This is a genomic window from Rugamonas violacea (genome assembly GCF_016461825.1).
In the GTDB taxonomy this organism is placed as follows: domain Bacteria; phylum Pseudomonadota; class Gammaproteobacteria; order Burkholderiales; family Burkholderiaceae_D; genus Rugamonas.
In genome coordinates this window covers 202,250-227,047 of the sequence record NZ_JAEMNU010000022.1, presented here as the reverse complement: position 1 = coordinate 227,047, position 24,798 = coordinate 202,250, and the positions used below count along the sequence as shown (strand labels likewise).

General features: G+C 65.6%; 20 protein-coding genes and 1 pseudogene. 8 read left to right on the top strand and 13 right to left on the bottom strand.

Annotated features, from left to right (window positions below; all coding sequences use genetic code 11):
• Positions 1-4: 4 nt before the first annotated feature.
• The 5 genes from H7U20_RS04695 to H7U20_RS04675 form a co-directional block, all read right to left on the bottom strand.
• Complete coding sequence (locus H7U20_RS04695) at positions 5-1,021, bottom strand: substrate-binding domain-containing protein (RefSeq protein ID WP_199518437.1); 1,017 nt, start codon at positions 1,019-1,021, stop codon at positions 5-7.
• A gap of 10 nt (positions 1,022-1,031) precedes the next feature.
• Positions 1,032-2,300, bottom strand: a complete 1,269-nt coding sequence (locus H7U20_RS04690) for an MFS transporter (RefSeq protein WP_199518436.1) — start codon at positions 2,298-2,300, stop codon at positions 1,032-1,034.
• A gap of 173 nt (positions 2,301-2,473) precedes the next feature.
• A complete protein-coding gene (gene pgmB, locus H7U20_RS04685) occupies positions 2,474-3,157 on the bottom strand; it encodes a beta-phosphoglucomutase (RefSeq protein ID WP_199518435.1) in 684 nt (227 codons plus the stop codon).
• A gap of 10 nt (positions 3,158-3,167) precedes the next feature.
• The gene (locus H7U20_RS04680; RefSeq protein ID WP_199518434.1) at positions 3,168-5,501 is read right to left on the bottom strand and encodes a glycoside hydrolase family 65 protein; all 2,334 of its coding nucleotides are present in this window, start codon (positions 5,499-5,501) and stop codon (positions 3,168-3,170) included.
• Between the two features lie 125 nt (positions 5,502-5,626).
• Entirely contained in the window at positions 5,627-6,634 is a 1,008-nt protein-coding gene (locus tag H7U20_RS04675; protein WP_199518433.1) for a LacI family DNA-binding transcriptional regulator, read from the bottom strand.
• Between the two features lie 289 nt (positions 6,635-6,923).
• Here H7U20_RS04675 and H7U20_RS04670 point away from each other — a divergent pair, with 289 nt between their 5' ends.
• Both H7U20_RS04670 and H7U20_RS04665 read left to right on the top strand, forming a co-directional pair.
• Complete coding sequence (locus H7U20_RS04670) at positions 6,924-9,413, top strand: TonB-dependent receptor domain-containing protein (RefSeq protein WP_199518432.1); 2,490 nt, start codon at positions 6,924-6,926, stop codon at positions 9,411-9,413.
• A 189-nt stretch (positions 9,414-9,602) separates the two neighbouring features.
• The gene (locus H7U20_RS04665) at positions 9,603-9,992 is read left to right on the top strand and encodes a hypothetical protein (RefSeq protein WP_233410496.1); all 390 of its coding nucleotides are present in this window, start codon (positions 9,603-9,605) and stop codon (positions 9,990-9,992) included.
• Between the two features lie 29 nt (positions 9,993-10,021).
• Here H7U20_RS04665 and H7U20_RS04660 read toward each other — a convergent pair whose 3' ends face one another.
• A complete protein-coding gene (locus tag H7U20_RS04660; RefSeq protein WP_370593080.1) occupies positions 10,022-11,047 on the bottom strand; it encodes an MBL fold metallo-hydrolase in 1,026 nt (341 codons plus the stop codon).
• Positions 11,048-11,191: 144 nt separating this feature from the next.
• On the opposite strand from H7U20_RS04660, the gene H7U20_RS04655 reads away from it, so the two are divergent.
• On the top strand, positions 11,192-11,821 hold the full coding sequence (locus H7U20_RS04655) for a TetR/AcrR family transcriptional regulator (RefSeq protein WP_199518430.1): 630 nt from the start codon (positions 11,192-11,194) through the stop codon (positions 11,819-11,821).
• Positions 11,822-12,019: 198 nt separating this feature from the next.
• Here H7U20_RS04655 and H7U20_RS04650 read toward each other — a convergent pair whose 3' ends face one another.
• Together H7U20_RS04650 and H7U20_RS04645 are read right to left on the bottom strand one after the other, a co-directional pair.
• The gene (locus H7U20_RS04650; RefSeq protein WP_199518429.1) at positions 12,020-13,108 is read right to left on the bottom strand and encodes a WD40/YVTN/BNR-like repeat-containing protein; all 1,089 of its coding nucleotides are present in this window, start codon (positions 13,106-13,108) and stop codon (positions 12,020-12,022) included.
• Between the two features lies 1 nt (position 13,109).
• Positions 13,110-13,379 carry a MoaD/ThiS family protein gene (locus H7U20_RS04645; protein WP_199518428.1) on the bottom strand — a complete coding sequence of 90 codons (270 nt, stop codon included), beginning with the start codon at positions 13,377-13,379 and terminating at the stop codon, positions 13,110-13,112.
• 155 nt (positions 13,380-13,534) lie between these two features.
• Between H7U20_RS04645 and H7U20_RS04640 the strand changes: the two genes are divergently transcribed.
• Entirely contained in the window at positions 13,535-13,837 is a 303-nt protein-coding gene (locus H7U20_RS04640) for a hypothetical protein (RefSeq protein WP_199518427.1), read from the top strand.
• An 89-nt stretch (positions 13,838-13,926) separates the two neighbouring features.
• Here the strand turns inward: H7U20_RS04640 and H7U20_RS04635 are convergent, their stop codons facing one another.
• The 5 genes and pseudogenes from H7U20_RS04635 to H7U20_RS04615 form a co-directional block, all read right to left on the bottom strand.
• Positions 13,927-14,220 (bottom strand): 2Fe-2S iron-sulfur cluster-binding protein, encoded by a 294-nt coding sequence (locus tag H7U20_RS04635; protein WP_199518426.1) that lies wholly within the window; start codon positions 14,218-14,220, stop codon positions 13,927-13,929.
• Positions 14,221-14,313: 93 nt separating this feature from the next.
• Positions 14,314-16,022: pseudogene (locus tag H7U20_RS04630) on the bottom strand (methyl-accepting chemotaxis protein).
• Positions 16,023-16,273: 251 nt separating this feature from the next.
• On the bottom strand, positions 16,274-17,197 hold the full coding sequence (locus H7U20_RS04625) for an ABC transporter permease (RefSeq protein WP_199518425.1): 924 nt from the start codon (positions 17,195-17,197) through the stop codon (positions 16,274-16,276).
• On the bottom strand, positions 17,194-18,378 hold the full coding sequence (locus H7U20_RS04620; protein ID WP_233410495.1) for an ABC transporter permease: 1,185 nt from the start codon (positions 18,376-18,378) through the stop codon (positions 17,194-17,196). Before H7U20_RS04620 ends, H7U20_RS04625 begins: the two co-directional genes overlap by 4 nt.
• Positions 18,365-19,999 (bottom strand): ABC transporter ATP-binding protein, encoded by a 1,635-nt coding sequence (locus tag H7U20_RS04615; protein ID WP_199518424.1) that lies wholly within the window; start codon positions 19,997-19,999, stop codon positions 18,365-18,367. Before H7U20_RS04615 ends, H7U20_RS04620 begins: the two co-directional genes overlap by 14 nt.
• Positions 20,000-20,337: 338 nt before the next feature.
• Here H7U20_RS04615 and H7U20_RS04610 point away from each other — a divergent pair, with 338 nt between their 5' ends.
• The 4 genes from H7U20_RS04610 to H7U20_RS04595 all read left to right on the top strand — a co-directional run bounded on the left by H7U20_RS04610 (position 20,338) and on the right by H7U20_RS04595 (position 24,643).
• Positions 20,338-21,132, top strand: coding sequence for a GntR family transcriptional regulator (locus tag H7U20_RS04610; protein WP_199518423.1), 795 nt, complete (start codon positions 20,338-20,340; stop codon positions 21,130-21,132).
• Positions 21,133-21,264: 132 nt separating this feature from the next.
• Entirely contained in the window at positions 21,265-22,122 is an 858-nt protein-coding gene (locus tag H7U20_RS04605; RefSeq protein ID WP_199518422.1) for an outer envelope protein, read from the top strand.
• A gap of 56 nt (positions 22,123-22,178) precedes the next feature.
• Positions 22,179-23,270 (top strand): BMP family ABC transporter substrate-binding protein, encoded by a 1,092-nt coding sequence (locus H7U20_RS04600; protein ID WP_199518421.1) that lies wholly within the window; start codon positions 22,179-22,181, stop codon positions 23,268-23,270.
• 200 nt (positions 23,271-23,470) lie between these two features.
• Positions 23,471-24,643 carry a hypothetical protein gene (locus tag H7U20_RS04595; protein ID WP_199518420.1) on the top strand — a complete coding sequence of 391 codons (1,173 nt, stop codon included), beginning with the start codon at positions 23,471-23,473 and terminating at the stop codon, positions 24,641-24,643.
• Positions 24,644-24,798 lie beyond the last annotated feature (155 nt).

The window sequence follows — 24,798 nt, the reverse complement described above, 5'->3', positions numbered from 1 at the left end:
GCGTTCAGTCCGGCGAGGGGCAGCGGGCGACCGTCTCGCCCGGCAGCAGCACCGGCTGCCACAGCTCGTGCAACTCGCCCGGCGGGGTGCCGTCGATGATGGCTTGCAGCATCTCGACCATGCGCGCGCCGGCGCGGCGCGGTTCCGGCTGGTCGACGGTGGTGACGTTGGAGCCGGCCAAGGTGTCGGCCATGCTGCCCCAAACGATGACGGACATGTCCTTGCCGATCTCGACGCCGGCGTCGAGCAACGCGCGCACGGCGCCGACGCCGGACAGGTGGTTGTCGACGATGACCGCCGTCGGCCGTGGCGAACAGGCCAGCAGTTGCAGCATGGCCTGGTGGCCGCTGCGCCGGTCCAGCGTGTCGGCGATCAGGTGGCGCGGATCGACCGCCAGCCCGGCCGCGTTCATGGCGGCAACGAAGCTGTCCTTGCGCTGGCTGGCGAAGTTCATTTCCAGCGGCGCGCTGAGCAGCGCGATGCGCCGATGACCCAGTCCCAGCAGACAAGACAGCGCCAGCTCGATGCCGGCCGCGTTGTCATAGTCGAACCAGGCGTAAGGCGCCTTCATCACCGTGCGGCCGTGGGCCACAAAGGGAAAGCCGCTCTTGCTCAGGTAGGCGATGCGCTCGTCGTGCACCAGCGTGCGGCCGACGATCAGGCCGTCGACGCGGCGCCCGCGCACGGTTTGCACATACGACGGCTGCTCGTTCTGCGGCGACACCGGCGCGATGATCAGGTTCATCTTGGCCTGCTCCAGCGCCTCGGACATGCCGCCCACCACGTCGAGAAACATCGGATCGCCCAGGTCGGCCGGCAGCAGCGGGTAGATGATGCCGAACACGTTGGTGCGCCCCACCGCCAAGCTGCGCGCCATCGGATTGGGCTGGTAGCCGGCCGCCTTGGCCGCCGCCACCACGCGCTCGCGGGTGCGACCGTTGACCTCTGGATAGCCGTTCAAAGCACGGCTCACCGTGGTTTTGGAGATACCCAGCAGGTTGGCGAGACTCTTGAGATTCATGGAGAAGCGATCAATGTTGACTACTAATTATAGCCGAGCCATCAAATTCGCCCTCATTGTGGTTCACCGCATTTTTGAAAAAATACAACATAATCAAGACGATAGAGATGGGAAGCAAAGTCAGGTAGAAGGCGAAATGGCCGCTGAAACTGCCAAACACATAACCGGTGATCAATGAGCCGGTGGTGCCGCCCAGTGCGGAAAAAATCACCAGCAGCCCGGTCATGGCCGAGTGTTGATGCTTGGGCAGGGAGCTCAGCATCACCGAATTGATGGCCGGATAAATCGGCGCCATGAACAGGCCGATCAGCGGGAACAGGAAGGTGGCCAGCGGCGCCGTCGACCAGCCGATGTGTGGATCCGCCACCACGTCGTGGGTCAGCGGCAGGGCCAGCAGCACCATCGCCGCCATGCCGACGACACAGGCGTTCATCACCGGATACCAGTTCAGGCGGCGCATCAGCACGCCGGCCGACAGGCGGCCAATGGCCAGGCAGGCGGCGAAGATGCTGGTCACCTGCACACTCATCGCTGCCGGCAGCTTGAGGATCTCGTTGTTGAAGGTGGGCAGCCAGGTGCCCACGCTCTGCTCGATCAGCACATACAGGAAGGCGGTGATGACGAACACGCAGACCAGCGGCTTGAAGAACAGTTGCAGCATGGCGGCGAAGTCGCGCGCGATGCCGCGCGCCGGCGGCAACGCGGCGCGGTCCTCGTCGAAGGGCGTCGACAGCAACAGCGCGAAGGTCAGCGCGCACAGCAGCGCCAGTACCCAGTACACCTGCAACCAGCTGGACGATTTGGCATCGCTGGAGTCGATGAAGTAGCCGAACACCCAGTAGGCGCTGAGCACGCCGAGCATGAAGAAACCCTCCAGCAGATTCATCAGGCTGGCGTGCTGCTTGCGGTCGGTGGCGACCAGGCCCAGGGTCGAATACACCGACACCTTGACCAGCGCGAACGCCACGCCGACGCAGAGGAACAACAACTTGGTGGTCAAAAAGCTCGGCAACAAGGGCATCGCCGTGCAGGCCAGGGTGACGATGGCCAGGCCGATCAACATCGACTTTTTGTAGCCCAGCCGGGGCAGGAAGGAGGCGACGAGGAAGGACACGATGGCGATCGGCAAATCCTTGAAGCCCTCCAACACGCTGGCGCTCGATTTGCTGACGCCATAGTTGCCGATCACCTGCAGGATGACCGTGCCGACGCTATTGAGCAGGATCGCAAAGACGAAGTAGATCAGGAATAGGGCAAAGAGGATGCGCTGGTTTTTCATGCTGTCTCCGGATGTTGTTCATTTTTATTCTTATTTTTATGTGGATGGAACTGTTTTTTCGGGGTGCGACCTGTGGTCCACCCCGAGCGTCACGTAATCTTGGCGCTGGGGACGCTAAAACCCACCCCAAGGCAGAGGCTGGGGTCAGACCCCGCACGGGGTCCGACCCCGGATTACGCCCTTGGGTTTTGCAAAGACACCGGCAACCGTTGCAGCATCGCCAGATCAAACTGATCCAGGCCGGCGATCACCCGGTCGGCCTGGGTCAACACTTGCGGCAGGCCGATGCCCAGCGCGAACATGCCGGCCGCCTTGATCGCGGCGACCCCGGCCACCGCATCCTCGACACCGAGACAGTCGGCCGGCGCCACGCCGAGCTCGCTGGCGGCCTTGAGGAAAATCTCCGGGTCCGGCTTGCCACGGGCGATCAGCGCAGCGTCGACCACATAGTCGAACTTGGCGCGGATGCCCAGGCGATCCAGCACCGTGAAGGCGTTCTTGCTGACCGAGGCGAGGCCGATGCGCAAGCCGGCGGCGCGCACCGCGTCCAGCGCGGCGACGGCGCCCGGCAACAAATCGGCCGCCGTCATGCCGGTAATCAGCTCCTGGTAGTGCAGGTTCTTGCTGTCGGCCAGCGCCAGCTTCTCCGGCGCCGTGTACTGGCGGCCGGCGGCGGCCAGGATCAGCTCCAGCGAACCCATCCGGTCGATGCCCTTCAACTGCTCGTTGAAGGCGTGGTCGAACCGCACGCCCTGCCGCTCGGCCATGCGCTGCCAGGCCAGGAAGTGGTAGTGGGCGGTGTCGGTGATGACGCCATCGAGGTCGAAGATGACGGCTTTGAAACGCGATGTCTGCATGGTGGCTCTCTCAATGGCTGCGCGATTGCACAGGGGTGGCCAGCGTCATCTCGATGCGCTCGCCATGGTGGTGGAAACCCAGCGTCTCGCCTTGCAACAGGCGGTACTCGACCCGCGCCGGCTCGACCCGCACCTCCAGCAAGCTGCCCTGGAAGTGGATCTTGAAGGTGTAGTGCCGCCATTGCTTGGGCAGGGTGGGCGCGAAGTGCAGCGCGCCGTCGAACACCCGCATGCCGGCGAAGCCGTAGGCCACACCCATCCAGGTGCCGGCCATGGCGGCGGTGTGAACGCCGTAGTGCGTGTTGCCGTGGGTGTCGTCCAGGTCCAGCCGCGCCGTTTCCATGAAGTAGTCGTAGGCCTTGTCGTGATAGCCGACCTCCGAGGCGATGATGCTGAAGATGCAGGACGATAGCGAGGAATCGTGGGTGGTTACCGCCTCGTAGTAGTCGAAATCGCGACGTTTGTCGTCCAGCGTGAACTGCTCGCCGAGCAACAGCAGCGCCAGCACCACGTCGGCCTGTTTGCACACCTGGTGGCGGTAGATCACCATCGGGTGATAGTTCAACAACAAGGGGTAGTGTTCTTTCGGCGTGGCGGCGAAGTCCCACTTTTTCTTCGCCAGGAAGCTGTCGTCCTGGGCGTGGATTTGCAGTTCCTCATCGTAGGGCAACAACATCTGCGCGGCGGCGCGGCGCCATTCGGCCGGTTCGGCGGCGTCCAGGCCGGCCAGGCCGGCGATGCGGGCGTACTCGGCCGGATGCTCGGCCTGCAACTGCTCGGCGATGGCGGCGGCGAAGTTCAAGTGCATCCGCGCCATGGCGTTGGTGTAGTAGTTGTTGTTGACCAGGGCGGTGTACTCGTCCGGCCCGGTCACCTGGTTGATGCAGTAGCGGCCGGCGCGGTCGTAACAGCCCAGGCCGATCCAGATGCGCGCCGTCTCCATGACGATCTCGGCGCCGTAACGGATCAAATAGTCGAGGTCGCCGGTGGCCTCCATGTACAACTTGATCGAATAGGCGATGTCGGCGTTGATGTGATATTGCGCGGTGCCCGCCGGGAAGTAGGCCGAGCACTCCTCGCCGGCGATGGTGCGCCAGGGATACAGCGCGCCGACCGCGTGCGACATCTGCCGCGCCCGCTCGCGCGCCTTGGCCAGGCCGGTGTAGCGGTACTCCAACAGTTTCTTGGCGATTTCGGGTTTGCTGTAGAGGAAGAACGGGAAGATATAGATCTCCGTGTCCCAGAAGTAATGGCCCTCGTAGCCCTCGCCGGTGACACCCTTGGCCGAGATGTTGGTCTTGCCGTCGCGCCCGACCGATTGCAGCAGGTGGAACTGGTTGAAGTGGATGCCCTGTTGCAGCGCGTCGTCGCCGGCGATCTGCACGTCGGCCTGCTGCCAGAAGTTGGCCAGGTATTGCTCCTGCCCCTGGGCCAGCGCGCGGAAGCCCTGCCCTTGCGCCTGTGCCAGCGTTTCCTTGGCGCGCCACATCAGCTCGGACTCGGGATAGTCGCGCGAGGAGTAATAGCAGCCGAACTTGCTCAGCCGCACGGCCTCGCCCTCCAGCGCGGCCACCGTGTAGGTCTGCTCCAGGCGCTGCTCGCTGCGACTCTGGCTCAGCTCGTAGATGCCGCGCAGTTCCGTCTGCGCCGCGCTGACCAGCATAAAGCCGCTGTTGGCGGTGCGCTGCACCAGCGCCGAGAAATTCGGCCCCTGTTGCGCGTCAACCACGCGCAGCGACTGGCCGGACACCGCCGAGCCGACGCGCGGATCGTCGCCCGCCTGGATGTTTTTGACGGCGCCGTCGATGCTGGACACCAGCCGCACGCGGCCGGAAAAATTCAGCGCCACCACCTCGTACTCGATGGCGAACAGATGCTTGTCGTCGAAGCTGACCAGGCGGCGGCTGCTCAGCGCCACGCGGCGGCCCTGCGGCGAGGTCCACTCCAGCGTGCGCAACAGGATGCCGGTGCGGAAGTCCAGGCTGCGCTCGTAGCGTTCCAGCTTGCCTTCGAGCAGGTCGAAGCGCTCGTCCTCCAGCCACAGCGCGATGCCCTTGCTGTTCGGCACGTTGAGCATGAACTGGTTGGTCTTGGCCAGGCCGTAGGCCGCCTCCGGATAGTGGATCGCCTCCGAGTCGTAGAAGCCGTTCAGGTAAGTGCCGTCGAGCGATGTGCCTGCCGGGCCGCTGTAGCCCTCCTCGTGCGCGCCGCGTAGGCCGATGTAGCCATTGCCCAGCGCGAACAAGGTCTCGTCGAGGAAATGCGAGGCCGTGTCGAAGGAGGTTTCCCGAATGCACCATGCTTCGAGGGGGAAGGTATGTTGGGGACGGTCGGACGGCTGCACGGTGGATTCCTTTAAAAGTGCTTATTCTTGTATCTCAAACCGGTTTGGATTTCGGATCAAACCCGTGCCGGGATTTTTCTGTTGGTTTTTTACATCAGGTGGAAACTATTTTGACGCCGAGCGCACTAGGTCTGGCGCACCATCAAGGTGGTCGGCAACATCTCCGACGTCACCGCTTCGCCCTCGATCAGGCCCAGCATCTTCTTCGCCAACAACACGCCGCCGTCGCGCAGATACTGGTGCACGCTGGTCAGCGGCGGCACGAAACTGGCCGCGCCGGGCGTATCGTCGTAGCCGATGACGGACACGTTCTCCGGCACCCGCAGGTTCTTTTCCGCCAAGGCGCGGATCGCGCCCATCGCCAGCAGGTCGCTGGCGGCGAACACGCCGTCGAAGCTGGCGCCCTTCTTCTTCAGCAAGGTCGAGACGCTGTCGAAGCCGGCCTCGAAGGTGAAGGCCTTGGGCCGGACGATGTGCACCATCGCCTGGCCGCCCATGGCGTCGATGAAGCCGGCGCAACGCTCCTGCACCTCGGCGTGGTCGACGTCGCCGAGGAACACCAGCTTCTTGCGGCCCTGGGCGATGAAACGCTCGGCCGCGCTGATGCCGCCCTTGCGGTTGTCGCTGCCGACCACGATGTAGTCGGCGCCGGCCTCCGGCGCGCCCCACACCACCAGCGGCATGCCGGTCAGTTGCAAGGTGCGCACCGCCTCGCCGTGCGAGCCCTGGCCGAGCAGGATCAGGCCGTCGGCGCCCTGCACCGGCGCCGTGTCCATCAATTGCTTGGAGGTCAGCACGACGCTGTAGCCGGCCGTGGTCAACTCCTGCGTGATGCCGCCCAACAACTCCAACGGATACGGGTCGGACATCGGCCGGCCGCGCACTGGTGTCATTTCCACCACAACGGCGACCGAATAGCTACGCCGCATGCGCAGATTGCGCGCGCTGATGTTCAGGCGGTAGCCCTGCTCGGCGGCGATCTGGCGCACCTTTTCCCGCGTTTCCAGGGTCACCAGCGGACTATCGCGCAGCGCCCGCGAGACGGTGATCTTGGAGACGCCGGCCAGCTTGGCCAGGTCCTCCATCGTCAGCGCCGAGTCGCTTTTACGCACGTTGATCTTGTTCGATGGCATTGATGGCTCTTAGGTTGGAAACAGGGTTTGCGCACGCATTATGACAGGTTTTTTGCGTGTGGCACGTTTGATGACATCGATAACAATTCAATTGACATCGATATCATTTATTGTTTCAATGGCCAATCTTCTGCTTTCGGTCAAATCCGCGACGCCGCTTCGGCGGCCGGGAACGGCCCGCTTTCAAGCGGGCGGAAGATGGGGATGGCACGGCCTTGCGGTGGATTGGAAGGTGGCGCACTGTCCAGGAGACGACACGATTCATACCAAAAAAGAGAAAGCCAAGCACATGAAAAGCCAGAACAAGTTCCTACTGTCCTCAGTCACGCTCGCGGTGCTGACCCTGATCAACCAAGCCCAGGCGCAGAACGCCGCCGAGGCATCGCCCCCGGCAGCGGCCGCAGCGGCCCCGGCCGGCGACGCCGTCGCCAAGGAAATCCAGCAGGTCGTGGTGACCGGCGTGTCCGGCGCCCGTGGCGTGCGCAAGATCGACTCGGCCTTCTCGATCACCACCGCCAGCGAGGAACAGCTGAAGTCGGCCGCGCCGAGCAGCACCGCCGACATCATGAAGCTGGTGCCCGGTGTCTACGCCGAATCGACCGGCGGCCAGTCCGGCGCCAACATCGAGGTGCGCGGCTTCCCCTCCGGCAGCGATTCGCCCTTCGTTTCCGTACAAATGATGGGCAACCCGATCTTCCCGCCGCCGACCCTGTCCTTCTTCGAGGGCTCGTCCGCCTTCCGCCTCGACGACACCATCGAGCGCGTCGAAGTGCTGCGCGGCGGCCCGAGCACCATCTGGTCCAACGGCCAGCCCGGCGCCACCATGAACTTCCTGCTGAAACAAGGCGGCGACACGCCGGAGGGCACGCTGCGCTTCACCACCGGCACCGGCAGCCTGCGCCGCGTCGACATGTTCTATAGCGGCAAGATCAGCGATGGCTGGTACGGCTCCATCGGCGGCTTCTACCGCAAGACCGACGGCATCCGCGACGCCCAGTTCCCGGCCGACGACGGCCACCAGCTGACCGCCACCCTGACCCGCAAGCTGGAGCAGGGCGAGTTGACCATCTACGCCCGCAACACCGACGACAAGAACGCCTTCTACACCGGCGCGCCGCTGATCTCCAGCAACAACGGCCGCAGCATCTCGGCCTTCCCCGGCTTCGACCCGTTGAAAGGCACCCTGGTCAGCGGCGAAATGCGCAACTTCACCATCGAAGCGGCGCCCGGCAAGACGCTGACGCGCGACCTGGGCGACGGGCGCGGCCTCAAAGCCACCGTCTTCGGCGCCAATTTCGACCAGAAGATCGGCGAGTGGAGCGTATCGAACAAATTCAACCACTTCAGCGGCGACCTCAACACCAACGCCATGTTCACCGGCAACAACCCGCTGAGCATGGCCGACTACACCGCCGCCGCCATCAAATCGGCCAACAGCAACGCCGCCGTGTTGGCGGCGGCCGGCGGCAAGCTGGCGACGGCGGCGAGCACCACCTATGTCCACGGCGGCAACGTGGCGGCCGACCAGCAGGTGGTGCAAGCCGGCCTGTGGGCGGTCGAGAAGAAACTCAGCTCCTTCACCGACGAGCTGCGCGTCAGCAAGGAAGTGGGCAAGGACAACACCGTCACCGTCGGCGGCTACTTCGCCGATTACTCCTCGCGCGATGTCTGGTATCTGGGCAACAGCCACCTGATGACGGCCGTGCCGAACGCCAGCCTGATCAACGTGACCCTGGACAACGGCGTCGTCGTGTCGAAAAACGGCACCGACGGCAATGTGTTCTACGCCCCGCTCGCCTCGTATGACGGCAACAACACCGCCGTCTTCGTCTCCGACGAGTGGAAGGTCAACGAGCGCATCAAGGTCGACGCCGGCGTGCGCCACGAGCGCCAGCGCGTCAATGCGACGATTTCCAACCTGATGTCCGGCGATACCGACAACAACCCGCTGACCGTCTACAACAACGGCACCTCGATGCCGAACGGCTCGAACACCTTCATCAGCCGCAATGACAGCGCCAACTCCTTCACCATCGGCGGCAACTACAAACTGGGCAAGGACGCCAGCGTCTTCGTGCGCGCCAACCGCGGCCACACCTTCGTCTCCTTCGACGATCTGCGCGGCGCCGGCAGCCAGGCCACGGCCAACGACCGCAGCGTCCTGCCGACGCCCAAGGTGAGCCAGTACGAGATCGGCTTCAAAACCGCCACCTCGCTCTACAGCGCCTATGTCAACGCCTTCCACACCGAATTCGACGGCATCGCCTTCTCGCAAATTCTCGCCAACGGCACCACGCTGAACTCGGTCAGCGGCTCCAAGGGCAACGGCGTCGAGTTCGAACTGGCGCTGCGTCCGCTGAGCAATCTGCAGCTGAGCCTGACGGGCGACTATCAGAAGTCGGAATACCGCGACAACCCGGCCACCGCCGGCAAGACCGTGCAACGCCAGCCGAAGTTGCAGTTCCGCTTCACGCCGACCTACCGCATTCCGCTGGGCGACAACAACTCGGTCAAGCTGTACGGCACCTACACCTCGATCGGCGAGCGCTACGCCGACCAGGCCAACCAGCAATACCTGCCGTCCTACCGCACCATCGACTTGGGCATCCTCGCCGCGCTGGGCGACAAGATCGAGCTGCGCCTGAACGCCAGCAACGTCAACAACGCGCTCGGTCTGACCGAGGGCAATTCGCGCCTGAGCACCGGCGGCAGCGGGCCGATCAACGCCCGTCCGCTGTTCGGCCGATCGGTCGAGGCTTCGCTGTTGTATCGCTTCTAAACAGGACGCGGCGGCGCGAGTAAGCGCTTACTAAACAGAGTCCCTTGCGGGCAAGGCGTAGTCGGCCTTGCCCTTTTTTATTTCTGCAAAGACAGACGACATTACGAAATCACCACGAAAGTTCTGGCTTCTTGACATTTTTTGACCTACGCTAAAGCGTTACTTGATTGATTACGATTCTGCATTTCCATGTCCGTCATTTTGACGCGCGGATCGCAGTATCTGGCCGAGGTGATGAGCGTGGTTTCCGTAACGTCCGTAAATAGTTTGCAAGCGTCGATTGCCCAGGCCGAGCGGCTGGTGCAACAGGACCAGTCGCGCGTCAACCAAGACGCCAGCCGGCTGGAGCAAAGCCAGCAATTGTTGGTCAAGGACAAACAGGACCTGGCCCAGACCCAGGCCCAAAGCCGTCAGGCGCAACAGCCGGTGCCGGCCGCCGCGCCGCTGATCCGGCTCGACAAGGCCATCGAGAATCCCCCCCTGTCGCAACAAAAGCTGCCGGCCGAACTGACCCTGGCCAAGCCACAGATCAACGCCCGGGGCGAAACCCTGGGCCGCCTCATCAACATCACCGCCTGAGCGGCATCACCGCCCGAGTCCGCCGCGCGCTACAGCGCCCGCAACCACCACTGTTCGCCCGGCGCCGGCCGCTTCACATCAAGCGCGCTGCCGATGCCCGGCGTGCTCAGCGTCTGCCCCCGCTCGGCCGCCAGCGCGACGATGCGTTCGAAGGGTTCGTTCCAGGCATGCAACGCCAGGTCGAAGGTGCCGTTGTGGATCGGCAGCAGCACCTTGCCGCGCAAATCGATGTGGGCCTGCAGGGTTTCCTCCGGTTGCATATGAACATCCGGCCACTGCGGATCGTAGGCGCCGGTTTCGATCATGGTCAGGTCGAAGGGACCGTATTTGTCGCCGATCTCCCTGAATCCCTTGAAATAGCCGCTATCGCCGCTGAAGAAAACCCGGGTGTCGCCGTCCTCGATGACCCAGGAGGCCCACAGCGTCTTGTTGCCGTTGAACAGGCCACGGCCGGAAAAGTGTTGCGCCGGCGTCGCCACCAGCTTCACACCGGCCACCCGCGTGCTTTCCCACCAGCCCAGTTGCTGCACCTTGGCGGCCGGGATGCCCCATTCGATCAAGGTGTCGCCGACGCCCTTGGGCGCGATGAAGTGCGCGGTCTTGGCGGCCAGCTTGCGCACGGCGGCATAGTCGAGGTGGTCGTAGTGGTCGTGCGACAGGATCACGCCGGTGATCGGCGGCAAATCGTCGATGCTGATCGGCGGCTGGTGGAAGCGCTGCGGACCGGCCCACTGCACCGGCGAGGCGCGCTCGGAAAACACCGGGTCAGTCAGCCAGAACTGGCCGCTGAGCTTGAGCAGCATGGTCGAATGGCCGAGGCGGAACAAACTATTGTCGGGCGCATCGAACAATTGTTGCCTTGCTAGCAATTGCACGGGGATGGGCTTGCTCGGCACCGTGTTGGCCGGCTTGTTGAACAGGAAGCGCCACATCAGGCCCAGCGATTTGGTCAAACCCATCTTGTGCATCGCGGCCGGGTTGCGGTACTTGCCGTCGCGCTGCTGGGCCGTGGTCAGGGCGTCGATGTTGTCGGCGGAAATGGCGGTGGTGTTCATCACGAGCATGGCTCCAAAAGTCAGGACGAGGCGAGATAGGCGCAAGATCGATACCGTTTCGCTGAGGTTTAACATATAGAATGTACACTACACAGTGTAGTTTCTATTTTTGGAAAAGTAAACTACCCAGTGTAAAATACTTGCATGCCTACTTCCCCCGCCGCCCCCGCTGCCGTCACGCAGCGCCTGACCGACCGCAAGCGCCACGCCATCCTCACGGCCGCCATCGCCGAATTCCGTGCCAGCGGCTTCGAGGCGACCAGCATGGACAAGATCGCCGCCAGCGCCGGCGTCTCCAAGCGCACCGTCTACAACCACTTCCCCAGCAAGGACGAGCTGTTCGCCCAGATCCTGCACCAGTTGTGGGACAGCAGCGCGGCCTTGATGGCGATCGCCTACCGCAGCGGCGTGCCGCTGCGCGAGCAGTTGTTGGAATTGATGTCGCAGAAGATGGCGCTGTTGCAGGACGGCCATTTCCTCGATCTGGCCCGGGTGGCCATCGCCGAAACTATCCACTCGCCGGCGCGCGCCCAGGACATGGTGGCGCGCCTGAGCGACAAGGAGGAAGGCGTGACCGCCTGGCTGCGCGCCGCCCAGGCCGACGGCAAGCTGCTCAAGGCCGATCCGCTGTTCTCGGCCACCCTGCTGCAAGGCCAGATGAAGACCTTCGCCTTCTGGCCGCAAGTGACCATGGGCCAGCCGCCGCTGCCGCCCGCCGTCCAGCGCCAAGTGGTGGAGACGGCCGTCGACATGTTCCTCGCCTACTACGCCTGAGTCCGCCGCCCCCCGCCAGCAAGCGGGGTCAGTGCCGACATTCGGACATTTTTCGTCTTCCAAGCGGACGCTCTACTTGAGCTCGTGTCCGAATGTCGGCACTGACCCCGAGGACCTGACCCCGAGGACGCTGCTGACCCCGGGGACGCTTGAGCTCGTGTCCGAATGTCGGCACTGACCCCGGGGGGAGTCGCGGGCTTAATCGGCGAAGCAGACCGCGTACACCGGCGGCATGGTGGTGGAGATGGTCTGCCAGTGCTGGCCGCCGTTCGACGACAACCAGACTCCGCCGGTGGTCGAACCCATCAGCAACGTGCTGCCGTCGGCGCCCACCGCCAAGCCGTGGCGATACACCAGGTCGTAGCAATGCTCCTGCGGCAGGCCGCTGCGCAGGGTGGTGAAGCTGGCGCCGCCGTCGCTGCTGCGGTTGACCGCCAACGCGGCGTCGACGGGGATGCGTTGCTGGTCGGCCACGGCCGGCACGAACCAGGCCGTGTCACCCTGCGCCGGATGCACCGCCACGGCGAAGCCGAAACTCGACAGCGGCGCCGTCACCTCGCTCCAGTTGGCGCCGTTGTCGTCGCTGCGCCAGATGCCGCTGTGATGCTGGCACCACAGCCGGTCCGGCATGCCATCGCAGCGCACGATGCGGTGCGGGTCCTGCACCGTCTGCTTGTCGGCCAGGTCGGGCGGCATGTAGCCAGCTTTCATGCCCTTGGCGCGCAGCGACCAACTGGCGCCCTCGTCCGTGCTGAGCCAGGCGCCGCCGCAGGACACGCCCACCAGCAGCGCATGGCTGTCGCGCGGATCGACGCAGATGCTATGGATGCCGGGCACGTCATAGCCGCCGCCCAGCCACTCGCCCCGTTCCGGCGCGTTCCACAAGGACTCCACCAGTTGCCACGACTCGCCCCGGTCGGCCGAACGGAACAGGCCGCCCGGCAGGGTGCCGGCCCACAACACGCCGGGCTGTTCCGCACCGCCGGCGGCCAGCGACCAGATCTGCCTGAGCTTCCATTCGACCTGGTCCGCGCTGTCGGCCGGCTTGGCCGGATAGGCCGGCGCCGCCACCTCGGTCCAGCTGCTGGCGCCGGCGTCGAGCCGATGCAGCTTGGCGCCGAAGTGGCCCAGGTTGAGGGCGGCATACAGGCTGCCGTCGCGCGGATCGGACAACAGCATCGACACCGGATCGCCGAGGAAGTGGTGGGCGCCCAATTGCCACAGCCCTTTCACCTGGTCCAGCTCGAACAGGCCCTTGCGGGTGCCGAGGTAAGCGCGTGTACTCATGTCAGCCTCCAGAGAGTGCTTGCAGTATGTAGACCCGGGAATCGGGCGCCAGCGCGTCGTCGAGCCGGACGCGGTCGGCGTTGCGCTTGCCGTCGATGAAGATCACCACGTTCTCGCGCAGATGGCCCTGCTCGTCGAGCACATAGCCGCGCAGCCGGGGCTGGCCGGCGAAGGCGGCGTCGAGCGCGGCGCGCAGGTCGGTGGCGTCGGTGTTCACCTGCGGCACCGGCAGGAAGCGGCCCAATTGCTGGGTGAAAATCAGTTGCGCCATCGCCCCTCCGATTCCGAATGGTCGATTCTAACGCGCCTGTCCGCGCGCGCGCCACGATTCAAAAAAGTAAGCTTGTCAGGCCGGCACGGTCGCTTGCCGCACGCTAAGCCGAGCTTACCGCTAGAATGGAACCGGGCGAACCACCGGAGCACAACATGACAATTACCCCGCAGGAGCTGGAACTGCTGATGCAGGCAGTGGAGAGGGAGGACCCGATCGATTTCGCCGACCTGCCGTTCAACGAGCAGGAGCTGCGCGGCCTGATCGCCAACCATCTGTGCGAGATGGCCGACGCGATGGAGAACTTCAGCGAGGAGGACAAGCGGCTGTCGCTGCTGGCCGTGGCGGCCAAGCTGGTGCTGGAGAATCTGGTGCTGAACGTGCAGCTGCTGCGCCAGCACGGCGTGCCGCTGAGCGACAGCGCCGAGGCGCTGCTGAACCGCCTGCGTCGGCGCTGATCCGGCCAAGGCCAAGGCCAAGGCCAAAGTCACAGCCAAAGTCACAGCCAAGGCCACGGCCACGGCCGCGCGCGCGCCGGCCTGCGGCGCTACTCGATGCGCCGTGCCGCCGGCACCCGCAACACCAGATCCGACTCGGCCAGCGCCACGCAGGGCAGGATGTAGCCCTCGCGTTTCTCGTCCAGGCTCAGTCCCGGCCACTCGATCAGATAGCGCACGCTGCCGCCGGCCAGCCGGCACAGGCAGCTGCGGCAGGTGCCGTTGCGGCAGGAGCTGGGCAGGCGAATGCCGGCCGCCTGCGCCGCCAGCAGCAGCGACTGGCTGTTGTCGGTGTCGAATGCCCAACCTTGGTCCTCAATGGTGACGCGGCGCACAACTGTCATAATCGTTTATATCGTTTCAATATTCTCTTCGGAAACGATATGGTAAACCAAAGCGGCCGGCGCGGCGGCCGGCCGCCCCGGCCGCGACTGCGCCTAGGCCAGTTGCCTGGCCTTGCGCGGCAGGCTGACCACCTTGGCCGACGACAAGGCCGACGGACGCAGCAGCGGCAGGCCGGCCAGCGAGGCCCGCTTCAGCTGGGCCATGCCGGCCGGCGCCGAACGCCCCTGCGCCTTCAGCTTGAACACCGCCATCGCCTGCTCGACACAGCGGGCCTGCTGCGCCAGGTTGCCGGCGGCGGCGGCGGCCTGCTCCACCAGCGCCGCGTTCTGCTGCGTGATGTCGTCGATGTGGATCACCGCGTCGTTGACCTGCCCTATGCCCTGGCTCTGCTCGTTGGTCGAGTTGGAGATCTCGTCCATCATGTGGTGACGCTGTCGACCGACTGCATCACCTCGCTCATGGTGGCGCCGGCGCTGTTGGTCAGCGCGGTGCCGGCGTTGACCTTGACGATCGACATGTCGATCAAGCCCTTGATCTCCTTGGCCGCCGTGGCCGAACGCTGCGCCAGGCCGCGCACCTCGGACGCCACCACGGCGAAGCCACGGCCCTGCTCGCCGGCGCGGGCCGCCTCGACGGCGGCGTTCAGCGCCAGAATATTCGTCTGGAAGGCGATGCCGTCGATCAAGCCGATGATGTCGAGGATCTTGCGCGACGAATCGCTGATGTCGCCCATCGTCACCACCACCTGCGCGACGATGTCGCCGCCCGCCTTGGCCACCCGCGAGGCGCTGCCGGCCAGCTCGTTGGCGCGCGCCACGCTGCCGGCGCTCTGCTGCACGTTCGAGGTCAGCTGCTCCATGCTGGCGGCGGTCTGCTGCAGGCTCGAAGCCTGCGACTCGGTGCGGCCAGACAGGTCCATATTCCCCGTGGCGATCTCGCCGGTGGCGATGCTGATCTCGGCGAAATTGCTGCGCACGTCGCTGATGATGCTGTGCAGGTTGACGTTCATCTGCCGCAGCGCCGCCAGTAGCTGGCCCATTTCATCGTCTTGCCGGATCTCGATCTCGCCGCTCAGGTCGCCGCCGGCCATCTGCCGCGCCGCCCCGGTGGCGCGCCGCAGCGGCACCACGACATGGTTGTGCAGGCTGCGCCAGAAATACACGGTCATCAGCGCCGACACGCCGGCGACGCCGCCCAGCCAGGCGTGCAAGGCGCGGCCGCTGCTGCCGTGGACGTCCCACAGCGCGACGGCAAACACCGCCATCATGATGCTGATCAAACCGCTGTTCACGCCGATGTGGCGCGCCAGCGACAGTTTGCACCAGCCGGCCAAGGTCGCCCGCACGCCGCTGCGCTCGACGCGGCCGTTGACGATGCGCAGGCCGCGCGGATTGCCCTGGCGGATTTCGTCATAGGCGGCGCCGGCCTGCTGAACCTGCTCGCGGCTCGGCTTGGTGCGCACCGACATATAGCCGATCGGCCGGCCCTGCTCGATCACCGGCGTGACGTTGGCCAGCACCCAGTAATAGTCGCCGTTCTTGCAACGGTTCTTCACCATGCCGGTCCACGGCATGCCGTCCTTGATGGTGCGCCACAGGTCGGCGAAGGCTTCGGCCGGCATGTCCGGATGGCGCAGGATGTTCTGCGGCGCGCCGATCAACTCCTGCTCGGCGAAGCCGCTGACCTCGATGAAATAGGGGTTGGCGTAGTTGATGTTGCCTTGCAAATCCGTGGTCGAGACGATGGTCTTGCCGTCGCTTAAAACATACTCGTTCTGCGTGACCGGGGAATTGTTGCGCATTGCCGCTTTCCTTCAATGTGGAATGACAGGACAAAAACGAAAAACAATATCGATACGCGAACCGGGGATGGGGGGTCGCCACACGTGGAACGGCAGCGGCAGGGGGGCGCGCCGTGCTGCGGCGGAAACCGCAGAGATGAACCAAGTGTAGCAGGACAAAATTGCTGGATTGTCTCCAAATATTGCGTCGCGGCGGATTGCGCTTTGACAGTCGCCGTGGCAAGGCAAGGGCGCGCGGCCCCTGCCCCGCCTCAATCGGCGCGGAAGTTCTGCCCCAGCGACATCGGCTTGTTGAGCAGGATGGTCTGCGGATTGCGACAGATGATGACCAACACGGCGATGGTGGCCAGATACGGCAGCATCGAGAGGAACTCGGCCGGCACCGCCAGGCCGAAGCCCTGGCCGTGGAACTGCAGCACGGTGACGCCGCCGAACAGGTAGGCGCCCAACATCACGCCGCGCGGCTTCCAAGTGGCGAACACCACCTGCGCCAGGGCGATCCAGCCGCGCCCCGCCGTCATGCCCTCGACCCACATCGGCGTCAGCGCCAGCGACAGGTAGGCGCCGCCCAGGCCGGCCATGGCGCCGCCGAACAACACCGTGCCGTAGCGCAGGCCGATGACGTGGAAGCCGATGGCGTGGGCGCTGTGCGGCGACTCGCCGACCGCCCGTATCATCAGGCCGAGGCGGCTGCGCGCCAGCATCCGGGCGATCGCCGCCACCAGCAGCAGCGAGGCGTAGACCATGCAGTCGAAGCGGAACAGCAGCGGACCGACGAAGGGGATGTCGGACAGCGGCGGCAAGTGCAGGTGCGGCAGCGGGTCCACCGTCTGGCCGACCAGGCCGCGGCCGAGGAAGGCCGACAGGCCGATGCCGAACAAGGTCAGCGCCAGGCCGGTGGCCACCTGGTTGGTCTGCAAGGTCAGCACCAGGAAGGCGAAGATCAGCGCCATGCCCAGGCCGGCCAGCATGGCCGCCAACAGGCCGAGGGTGATCTGGCCGGTGCCCAGCGTGACGGCGAAACCGACCACGGCGCCGACCAGCATCATGCCCTCGATGCCCAGATTGAGCACGCCGGAGCGCTCGGCCACCAGCTCGCCCATCGAGGCCATGATCAGCGGCGTGGCCGCGCCGGCGGTGCTGGCCAGGAAGGCGATCAACAGTTCGGGATTCATACGGCGTCTCCGGTTCGGGCGATGGCGGCGGCCGGGCTGGTCGGCCCGGCCGGCCCGGCCGGGTTGGCCTGGCTGGTCCGGTTGGCGGGGCCGGTCGGCACGGCGCCTTGGGCCGGCGGCACCACCCGCCGGCGCGGCTTGAAGCGGTAGTGGATGAACAGGTCGGCGGCCAGCAGATAGAACAGCAGCAGGCCCTGGAACAAGCCGGTGATGGCCGACGGCAGTTGCAGCTCGATCTGCGCCGACTCGCCGCCGATGTACAGCAGCGACATCAGCAAGGCCGACAGCAGCACGCCGAACGGATGCAGCCGGCCGACATAGGCGACGATGATGGCGGCGAAGCCGTAGCCGGGCGACACCGACGGTTGCAGCTGGCCCAGCGGGCCGGCCACCTCGCCGACGCCGGCGATGCCGGCCAGCGCGCCGCTGAGCATGAAGGCGGCCCAGACGTTGCGCGGCTCGCTGAAGCCGGCGTAGGCGGCCGCCGCCGGCGCCATGCCGCTGACCTGCATGCGGTAGCCGGCGAAGGTGCGGCTGCAAAAGAACCAGGCGCCGGCCACCGCCAGCAGCGACAGCGGGAAGGCGGCGTTGATGCGCAGCCCCTCGATCAGCAACGGCAGCGTGGCCGACTGGTTGAACATCTTCGACTGCGGGAAGTTGAAGCCGGCCGGGTCGCGCAGCGGGCCGTGCACCAGATAGCTCAGGTACAGATAGGCGACGTAGACCAGCATCAGGCTGACCAGAATTTCGCTGGTGTTGAAGCGGGTGCGCAGCAGCGCCGGAACGGCCGCCCAGGCCATGCCGCCCAGCGCGCCGGCGACGATCATCAGCGGCAGCAGCCAGCCGGCCTGCACCTCGTCGAAGTACAGCGCGACGGCGCCGGCGGCGATGGCGCCCATGGTCAGCTGGCCGTCGGCGCCGATGTTGGCGACGTTGGCGCGGAAGCTGAGCGCCAGGCCGACGCCGCACAGGATCAGCGGCGTGGCCTTGAGCAGCAGCTCGCCGATGCCGTACAAGCTGCTGGCCGGCTTGATGAAGTAGACGTGGAAGGCGTGCAGCGGTTCCTGGCCGAGACAGAAGAACAGCACGGAGCCGCTCAGCAGCATGGCCGCCGCCGCGATCAGCGGCGAGGCCAGCATCATCGCGCGCGAGGGTTCGGGACGTCGTTCAAGCCGTGACATGGTTTGCTCCTGGTTGCGAGCGGGACGAGCGCGCCGGCCCGTCGGGTTCGTCGGGTGTATCGGGTGCATCGTGGAGGTGGTCGAAATCGCCGCTCATCCACACGCCGATCTGGTTGATGTTGGTGCTGGCCGCCGGCAGCGCGCGCGACAGGCGGCCCTTGGCCAGCACGGCGATGCGGTCGCTCATCATGAACAGCTCGTCGAGCTCCTCCGACAGCACCAGCACCGCCACGCCCTGGTCGCGCAGGTCGATGATGGCCTGGCGGATCAACATGGCGGCGCCGATGTCGACGCCCCAGGTGGGCTGCGCCACCACCATCACCTTGGGCGCCAGCGCGATCTCGCGGCCGACGATGAACTTTTGCAGATTGCCGCCGGACAGGCTGGCGGCGGCCGAGCGCTCGCCGCCGCACTTGACGTTGAAGCGCTCGATGACGGCGCGGGCGAAGTCGCGCACGGCGCCGCGCTGGATCAGGCCGCGCTTGACCATGCCGGTGGCGCCGGCCGGCAGGTAGCCGGTCAGCAGCGCGTTGTCGGCCAGCGACAGGTCGGGCACGGCGCCGCGCCCCAGCCGCTCCTCCGGCACGAAGCACAGGCCGAGCTGGCGCCGCGCCGCCGCGTCGAGCCGGCCGGCCGCCGCGCCGTCGATGCGGATGGCGCCGGCGTCGGCCAGCGGCAGCTCGCCGGAGATGGCCTTCAACAGCTCCTGCTGGCCGTTGCCGGAGATGCCGGCGATGCCGACGATCTCGCCGCCGCGCAGCTCCAGCGCCACATCGCGCAGATGGGTGCCGAACGGATCGGCGCTGGCCACGCTGAGCGGGCCGATGGCCAGCCGCACCGCGCCCGGTTCACGCGGCGTCAGGTGGCAACCGGGCAGCTCGCGGCCGATCATCAACTCGGCCAGCGAACGCGCCGTCTCCTGGCGCGGCAGCGCCGTGCCGGCGACGCGGCCGCCGCGCAGCACGGTGGCCTGGTCGCACAGGGTCTGGATCTCGTCGAGCTTGTGGCTGATGTAGAGGATGCTGACGCCCTCGCCGGCCAGCCGGCGCAGCGACTCGAACAGCTTGAGCACGGCGTCCGGCGTCAGCACCGAGGTCGGCTCGTCCATGATCAGCAGGCGCGGCGACTGCAACAGGCAGCGCACGATCTCGACGCGCTGACGCTCGCCCACCGACATGCTGTGGATGCGCCGCTGCGGATCGAGCGGCAGGCCGTACTGCTCGGCGACGGCGCGGATGCGCGGCGCCAACTGCGCCGGCGTGCTCTTCTCGTCGAGCGCCAGGGCGATGTTCTCGGCCACGCTCAGCGTCTCGAACAAGGCGAAGTGCTGGAACACCATGCCGATGCCGAGCTTGCGCGCGTCCGACGGCGAGTGGATGTGCACCTGCTTGCCCTCCCACATGATCTCGCCGGCGTCCGGTTTGGTGACGCCGTAGATGATCTTCATCAGCGTGCTTTTGCCGGCGCCGTTCTCGCCCAGCACGGCGTGTATCTCGCCCGGCATCACCGTCAGATTGACCTCGGCGTTGGCGATCACCGACGGGTAGCTTTTGCAGATGCCCAGCAGTTGCAGGCGCGGTTCGACGCGCGCCGGCTGCGGTGGGACCACGTCGTGATTCATTCTGGCTTACCTCCATCGTCAATTTGTATACAAATGCACGGTTCATTTTCTTCAAACGACAGACGCAATTTGCATGCCATGAAAATCGTCGGCTGCTGTCCGCAAGGATACGCCGGCCTTGCGCGGCGGCGCCCGCTTTTGGCGAAGCTGTGTACAAAAGCGCACCAAATAAACCACAGCAACTCACCATAAAAGGGCTTAAACGCATTCGCGATGCGCAAGGCGGCGATTTTTTCGTACACAATGTGAGCACGAATCCTGCTTTATGTGTTGTTCACATATCCGCTGCCGATATGCCGTAACGGGCCAGTCCCGCGACCGACTCAGGAGAACGCAACATGAGCAAACCCGCCACCGCGCCACGCCCGGCCGCCAGGCGCAAGGCCGCCACGGCGGCGGCCACGGCGCCAGTGCCAGCGGCCGCCGCCGCGCCCGCCGCCACCGGGGCGCGGCTGAAACGCGGCACCACCGCCATCGATCTGCGCATCTACCGCGCCGTCGTCAACGCCGTCATGAGCCACCGCCTGCCGCCCGGCACCCATCTGGGCGAGGCCGACTTCTGCGAGTTGTACCGGGTCAGCCGCACCACGGTGCGCAAGGCGCTGCAACGGCTGGCGCACGACCACATCATCGAGCTGCGGCCGAATCGCGGCGCGGTGATCGCCTCGCCCACGCCGGAGCAAGCGCGCGACATCTTCGCCGCACGCCGCGCGCTGGAGCGCGAGATCGTGCCGCTGGTGATACGCCACCGCACACCGGCCTCGCTACAGCAAATCCGCCAAGCCTTGGAGGCCGAGGACCAGGCGCGCCGCACCGGCGACCGCGCCAGCTGGATCCGCCTGGGCGGCGAATTCCATTTGCTGCTGGCCGAGTTGGCCGGCAACCAGGTGCTGCTGCGCTTCATGGGCGAGCTGGTCTCGCGCTGCTCGCTGATCATCGCGCTGTACGAGAGTCCCGGCGCGTCGATGTGCGAGAACGACGAGCACAAGGAGCTGATGGCGCTGATCGAGCAGGGCAAGGCGGAGCAGGCCGGCGCGCTGATCGAACACCACCTGCTGGAGATCGAAGGGCGCCTGCGGCTGGGCGAACCGGGCAAGAAGATCAACCTGGCCGAAGCCTTGGCCGGCCTGTAGGAGGACATGGCCTGCAATTTGCTAGAGATTCCTGTTGAAGATTGAATCCAAGCGCCGCCACGTAAGGGATTCAAACAAGTTTTTTGGCACCGTAGCAATCTTATAACTAGACCAACCTGACTGGGAGTTTGCATGAAACCTCAACCGCTGAAGCACGCCATTGCCCTGACCATTTTCGCCGCCTGCGCCGGCGCGGCCCACGCCGCCGACTGGAGCGACACCTCGATCAGCTACCGCTACGGCAGCAAGTTCGCCGAGCCGTTCAACAACCAGGACATCAGCAAGAACATCGTCAACCTGAGCAGCTCCAGCGGCTACAAGTACGGCAAGAACTTCCTCAGCGCCGACCTGCTGATGTCGGACGACAGCGACCCCTCGTCGGCCGGCGCCAGCAGCGGCGCCCACGAAGCCTATGTGCTGTACCGCCACACGCTGGACCTGGGCAAGGTGCTGGGCCGCTCCTTCGCCGCCGGTCCGCTGCGCGGCCTGGGCGCCACCGCCGGCTTCGACTACAACACCAAGACCGACGCCGGCTACAACTCGAAGAAGCGCATGGTCGTCGCCGGCCCCACCTTGATGCTCGACGTGCCCGGCTTCCTCGACGTCAGCCTGTTCGCCCTGTGGGAGAGCAACGCGCCCTACAGCACCTTCTCGCAGACCGCCACGCCGCGCTACAGCTACAAGGTGCATCCGATGCTGACGGCGGCCTGGGGCATCCCCTTCAACGTCGGCATTCCGCTGTCCTTCGAAGGCTTCGCCAACTTCATCGGCAGCAAGGGCAAGAACGAGTTCGGCGTCGACACCGCCGCCGAGACCAACATCGACATGCAGATCATGTACGACCTGAGCGCCGCCGTCGGCGCCGGCAAGAACACCTTCAAGCTCGGCCTCGAATACCAGTACTGGAAGAACAAGTTCGGCAACTCCGACCACGCCAATCCGGGCGCCACCGCCAAGACCCCGATGATCCGCGCCGAATACCATTTCTGATTTCTGATCTCCGCGCCCGGTGCCGCGCCGGGCGCGCCAACCGCAAAGGAACACCCATGTTAAACCGCCGCACACTGCTCGCCTTCGCCACCATCGCCGCCATCGCCGCCAGCCTGGGCCTGGCCGCCGCCCCGGCGCGGGCCGAGGAGCCGTTCAAGGTTGGCTTCATCTACATCGGTCCGGTCGGCGACGCCGGCTGGACCTACGCCCACGACCAAGGCCGCCTGGCGCTGGAGAAGGCGCTCGGCGCCAAGATCAAGACCACCTATGTGGAAAACGTGCCCGAGGGCGCCGACTCGGAACGGGTGATCCGCAAGCTGGCCAGCGACGGCAACCAGCTGATCTTCACCACCTCCTTCGGCTACATGAACCCGACCGAGAAAGTCGCCAAGGCCTTCCCCAACGTGGTGTTCGAACACGCCACCGGCTTCAAGACCGGCAAGAACATGGGCGTCTACGAGAGCCGCATGTACGAGGGCGCCTACCTGCTCGGCGTGGTGGCCGGCAAAATGACCAAGTCGAAGAGCCTGGGCGTGGTGGCCTCCTTCCCGGTGCCCGAGGTGATCCGCAACATCAACGCCTTCACCCTGGGCGCGCAGAGCGTCAACCCGGCCATCAAGACCAAGGTCATCTGGGTCAACTCGTGGTACGACCCGGCCAAGGAACGCCAGGCCGCCGAGACCCTGATCGCCCAGGGCGTCGACGTGCTCAACCAAAACACCGACTCGCCGGCGACGCTGCAGGTGGCGCAGGAAAAAGGCGTGTACGCCTTCGGCTGGGATTCGGACATGCTCAAGTTCGCGCCCAAGGCGCACCTCACCGCCAGCACCAACAACTGGGGCGGCTACTACATCGACACCACCAAGGCGGTGATGGCGAAGACCTGGAAAACCGGCGAGGTGCGCGGCGGCCTGCAGGAAGGCATGGTCAAGATGTCGCCACTCAATCCGGTGGTGCCGGCCGACGCCGCCAAGATCTTCGAAGAGAAGAAGGCGCTCATCATCAGCGGCAAATTCCATCCCTTCCAGGGGCCGATCAAGGACCAGTCGGGCGCCGTCAAGGTGGCCGCCGGCGCCGTCCTGCCGCTGAAGGAACTGCTCTCGATGAACTACTACGTGCAGGGCGTCGACGGCAGCATTCCCAAGTAAGCGCACGACGCCAGCCGAAAAAGAGCGGCCGGCACCACCGCCGGTTGCGCGCCGACTGGGGCGGCGGCCGGCCGGCGGCGCCGGCCGTCCTCGCAAAAGTGACAGTTACCGCGAGCTAGCCCATATGGTCAAATCAGGGCGTCTACACGCGCAGGTGCGTGTTTCTCTCCGCCCGCAGTCGGCGTACAACCTGGCTAACTATGACCGCCCACATTACCCCGACTTTCTACCAACCGCTCATCGTACCGGCCGACCGTTTGATTCGCGCCCCGCTGTCCGGCTGGCGTCGCAAGGTGCTGCAGGACATGCTGCCGGCGGTGCGCGCGCGCGCCATCGACGAACTGCCGCAGTACCTGAACCTATTGGCGCTGCAGGAGGCCTACCGCGGCAACCTGGACGCCGCGCGCCAACTGTGCGACGCGCAAATCCGCTTCTGGCAGGCGCTCGCCGCCGCCGGGCAAACACAGCAACTGCTCAATGTGATCCAGCCGTGGCTCACCCTGATCCGTCTGGAGCGCTGGCAAGAGCGCACCGGCGAGGCCGCCGCGCTGTACCAGCAACTGGCGCCGCAGCAGCTGCACGAGATGGGCGAGCTGCAGCGCCGCTACGGCATCGAGCTGACCTTGGCCGAGCTGAGCACCAAGGACAGCCTGGGCAACGCCGCGCTGACGCTGCAAAACGCCTACTGGCAGGAGTATCCGCGCCTGCTGCTCAAGTCCGGCATGCACCAGGAGCTGAACTACCTGCTGCAGGACGCGCATGCGCTGCCGCTCGGTCCCTACCTGAAGGCGGCGCAGTTGGAGATGCAGCTGTCCTACCAGTCGAAGATCGGCCTGCACCGCAACAGCCTGACCGCGCTGGAAAAGATGATGCTCGGACCGCACTCGCCGTACTGGCTGCAGTTCAAGGTGCTGGAGGTGTATCTGGCCTTCCAGGCCGAGATGGTCAACGCGCCGGCCCGCGCCGAGCACCTGTTCCAGGCGCTGACCTCGGGCCGCACCTTGAATTGCCAGGCGCAGGACCTGTACTTCCTGGCGCAGGCGGCGCAGGTGTTCCGCCAGCTGCACCTGGGCGGCCACGAGATCGGCTGCCTCGACATGGTCGACGTGATGGCCACCAAGCTGGGCGACGAGATGTTCCAATGCAATGCACGCCAGCGCCTGGCCGAGCTGGGCCAGATATCGTACGAGCAGGTGCTGGAGCAGTTCCAGGACTCGGCCTACGTGCAGGTGCGCAAGCATCTGGGCCTGCCGTTGGACGACGACGCGGCCGGCCGCGCCGCCGGTCTGCTGCGCGCGGTCGAACAACTGGCCACGCTCGACTACGACGGCTGCGCGCGCGCGCTGGCCCTGGTCTGCGGCGCCGAACGCTAAGCGGGCGTCTTAAAGGCGCATCGAACAAGCTGAATTCGTCGTTCCGCATCGGCGGAACGACGGGGTTTTGGAGCTGCCCTTAAGCCGGGCGCGGCAACGCCGGCCCGTGCCGGCCGAAGCCGCCGGGGTTACGCACACAAACTGTGGATAAGCTT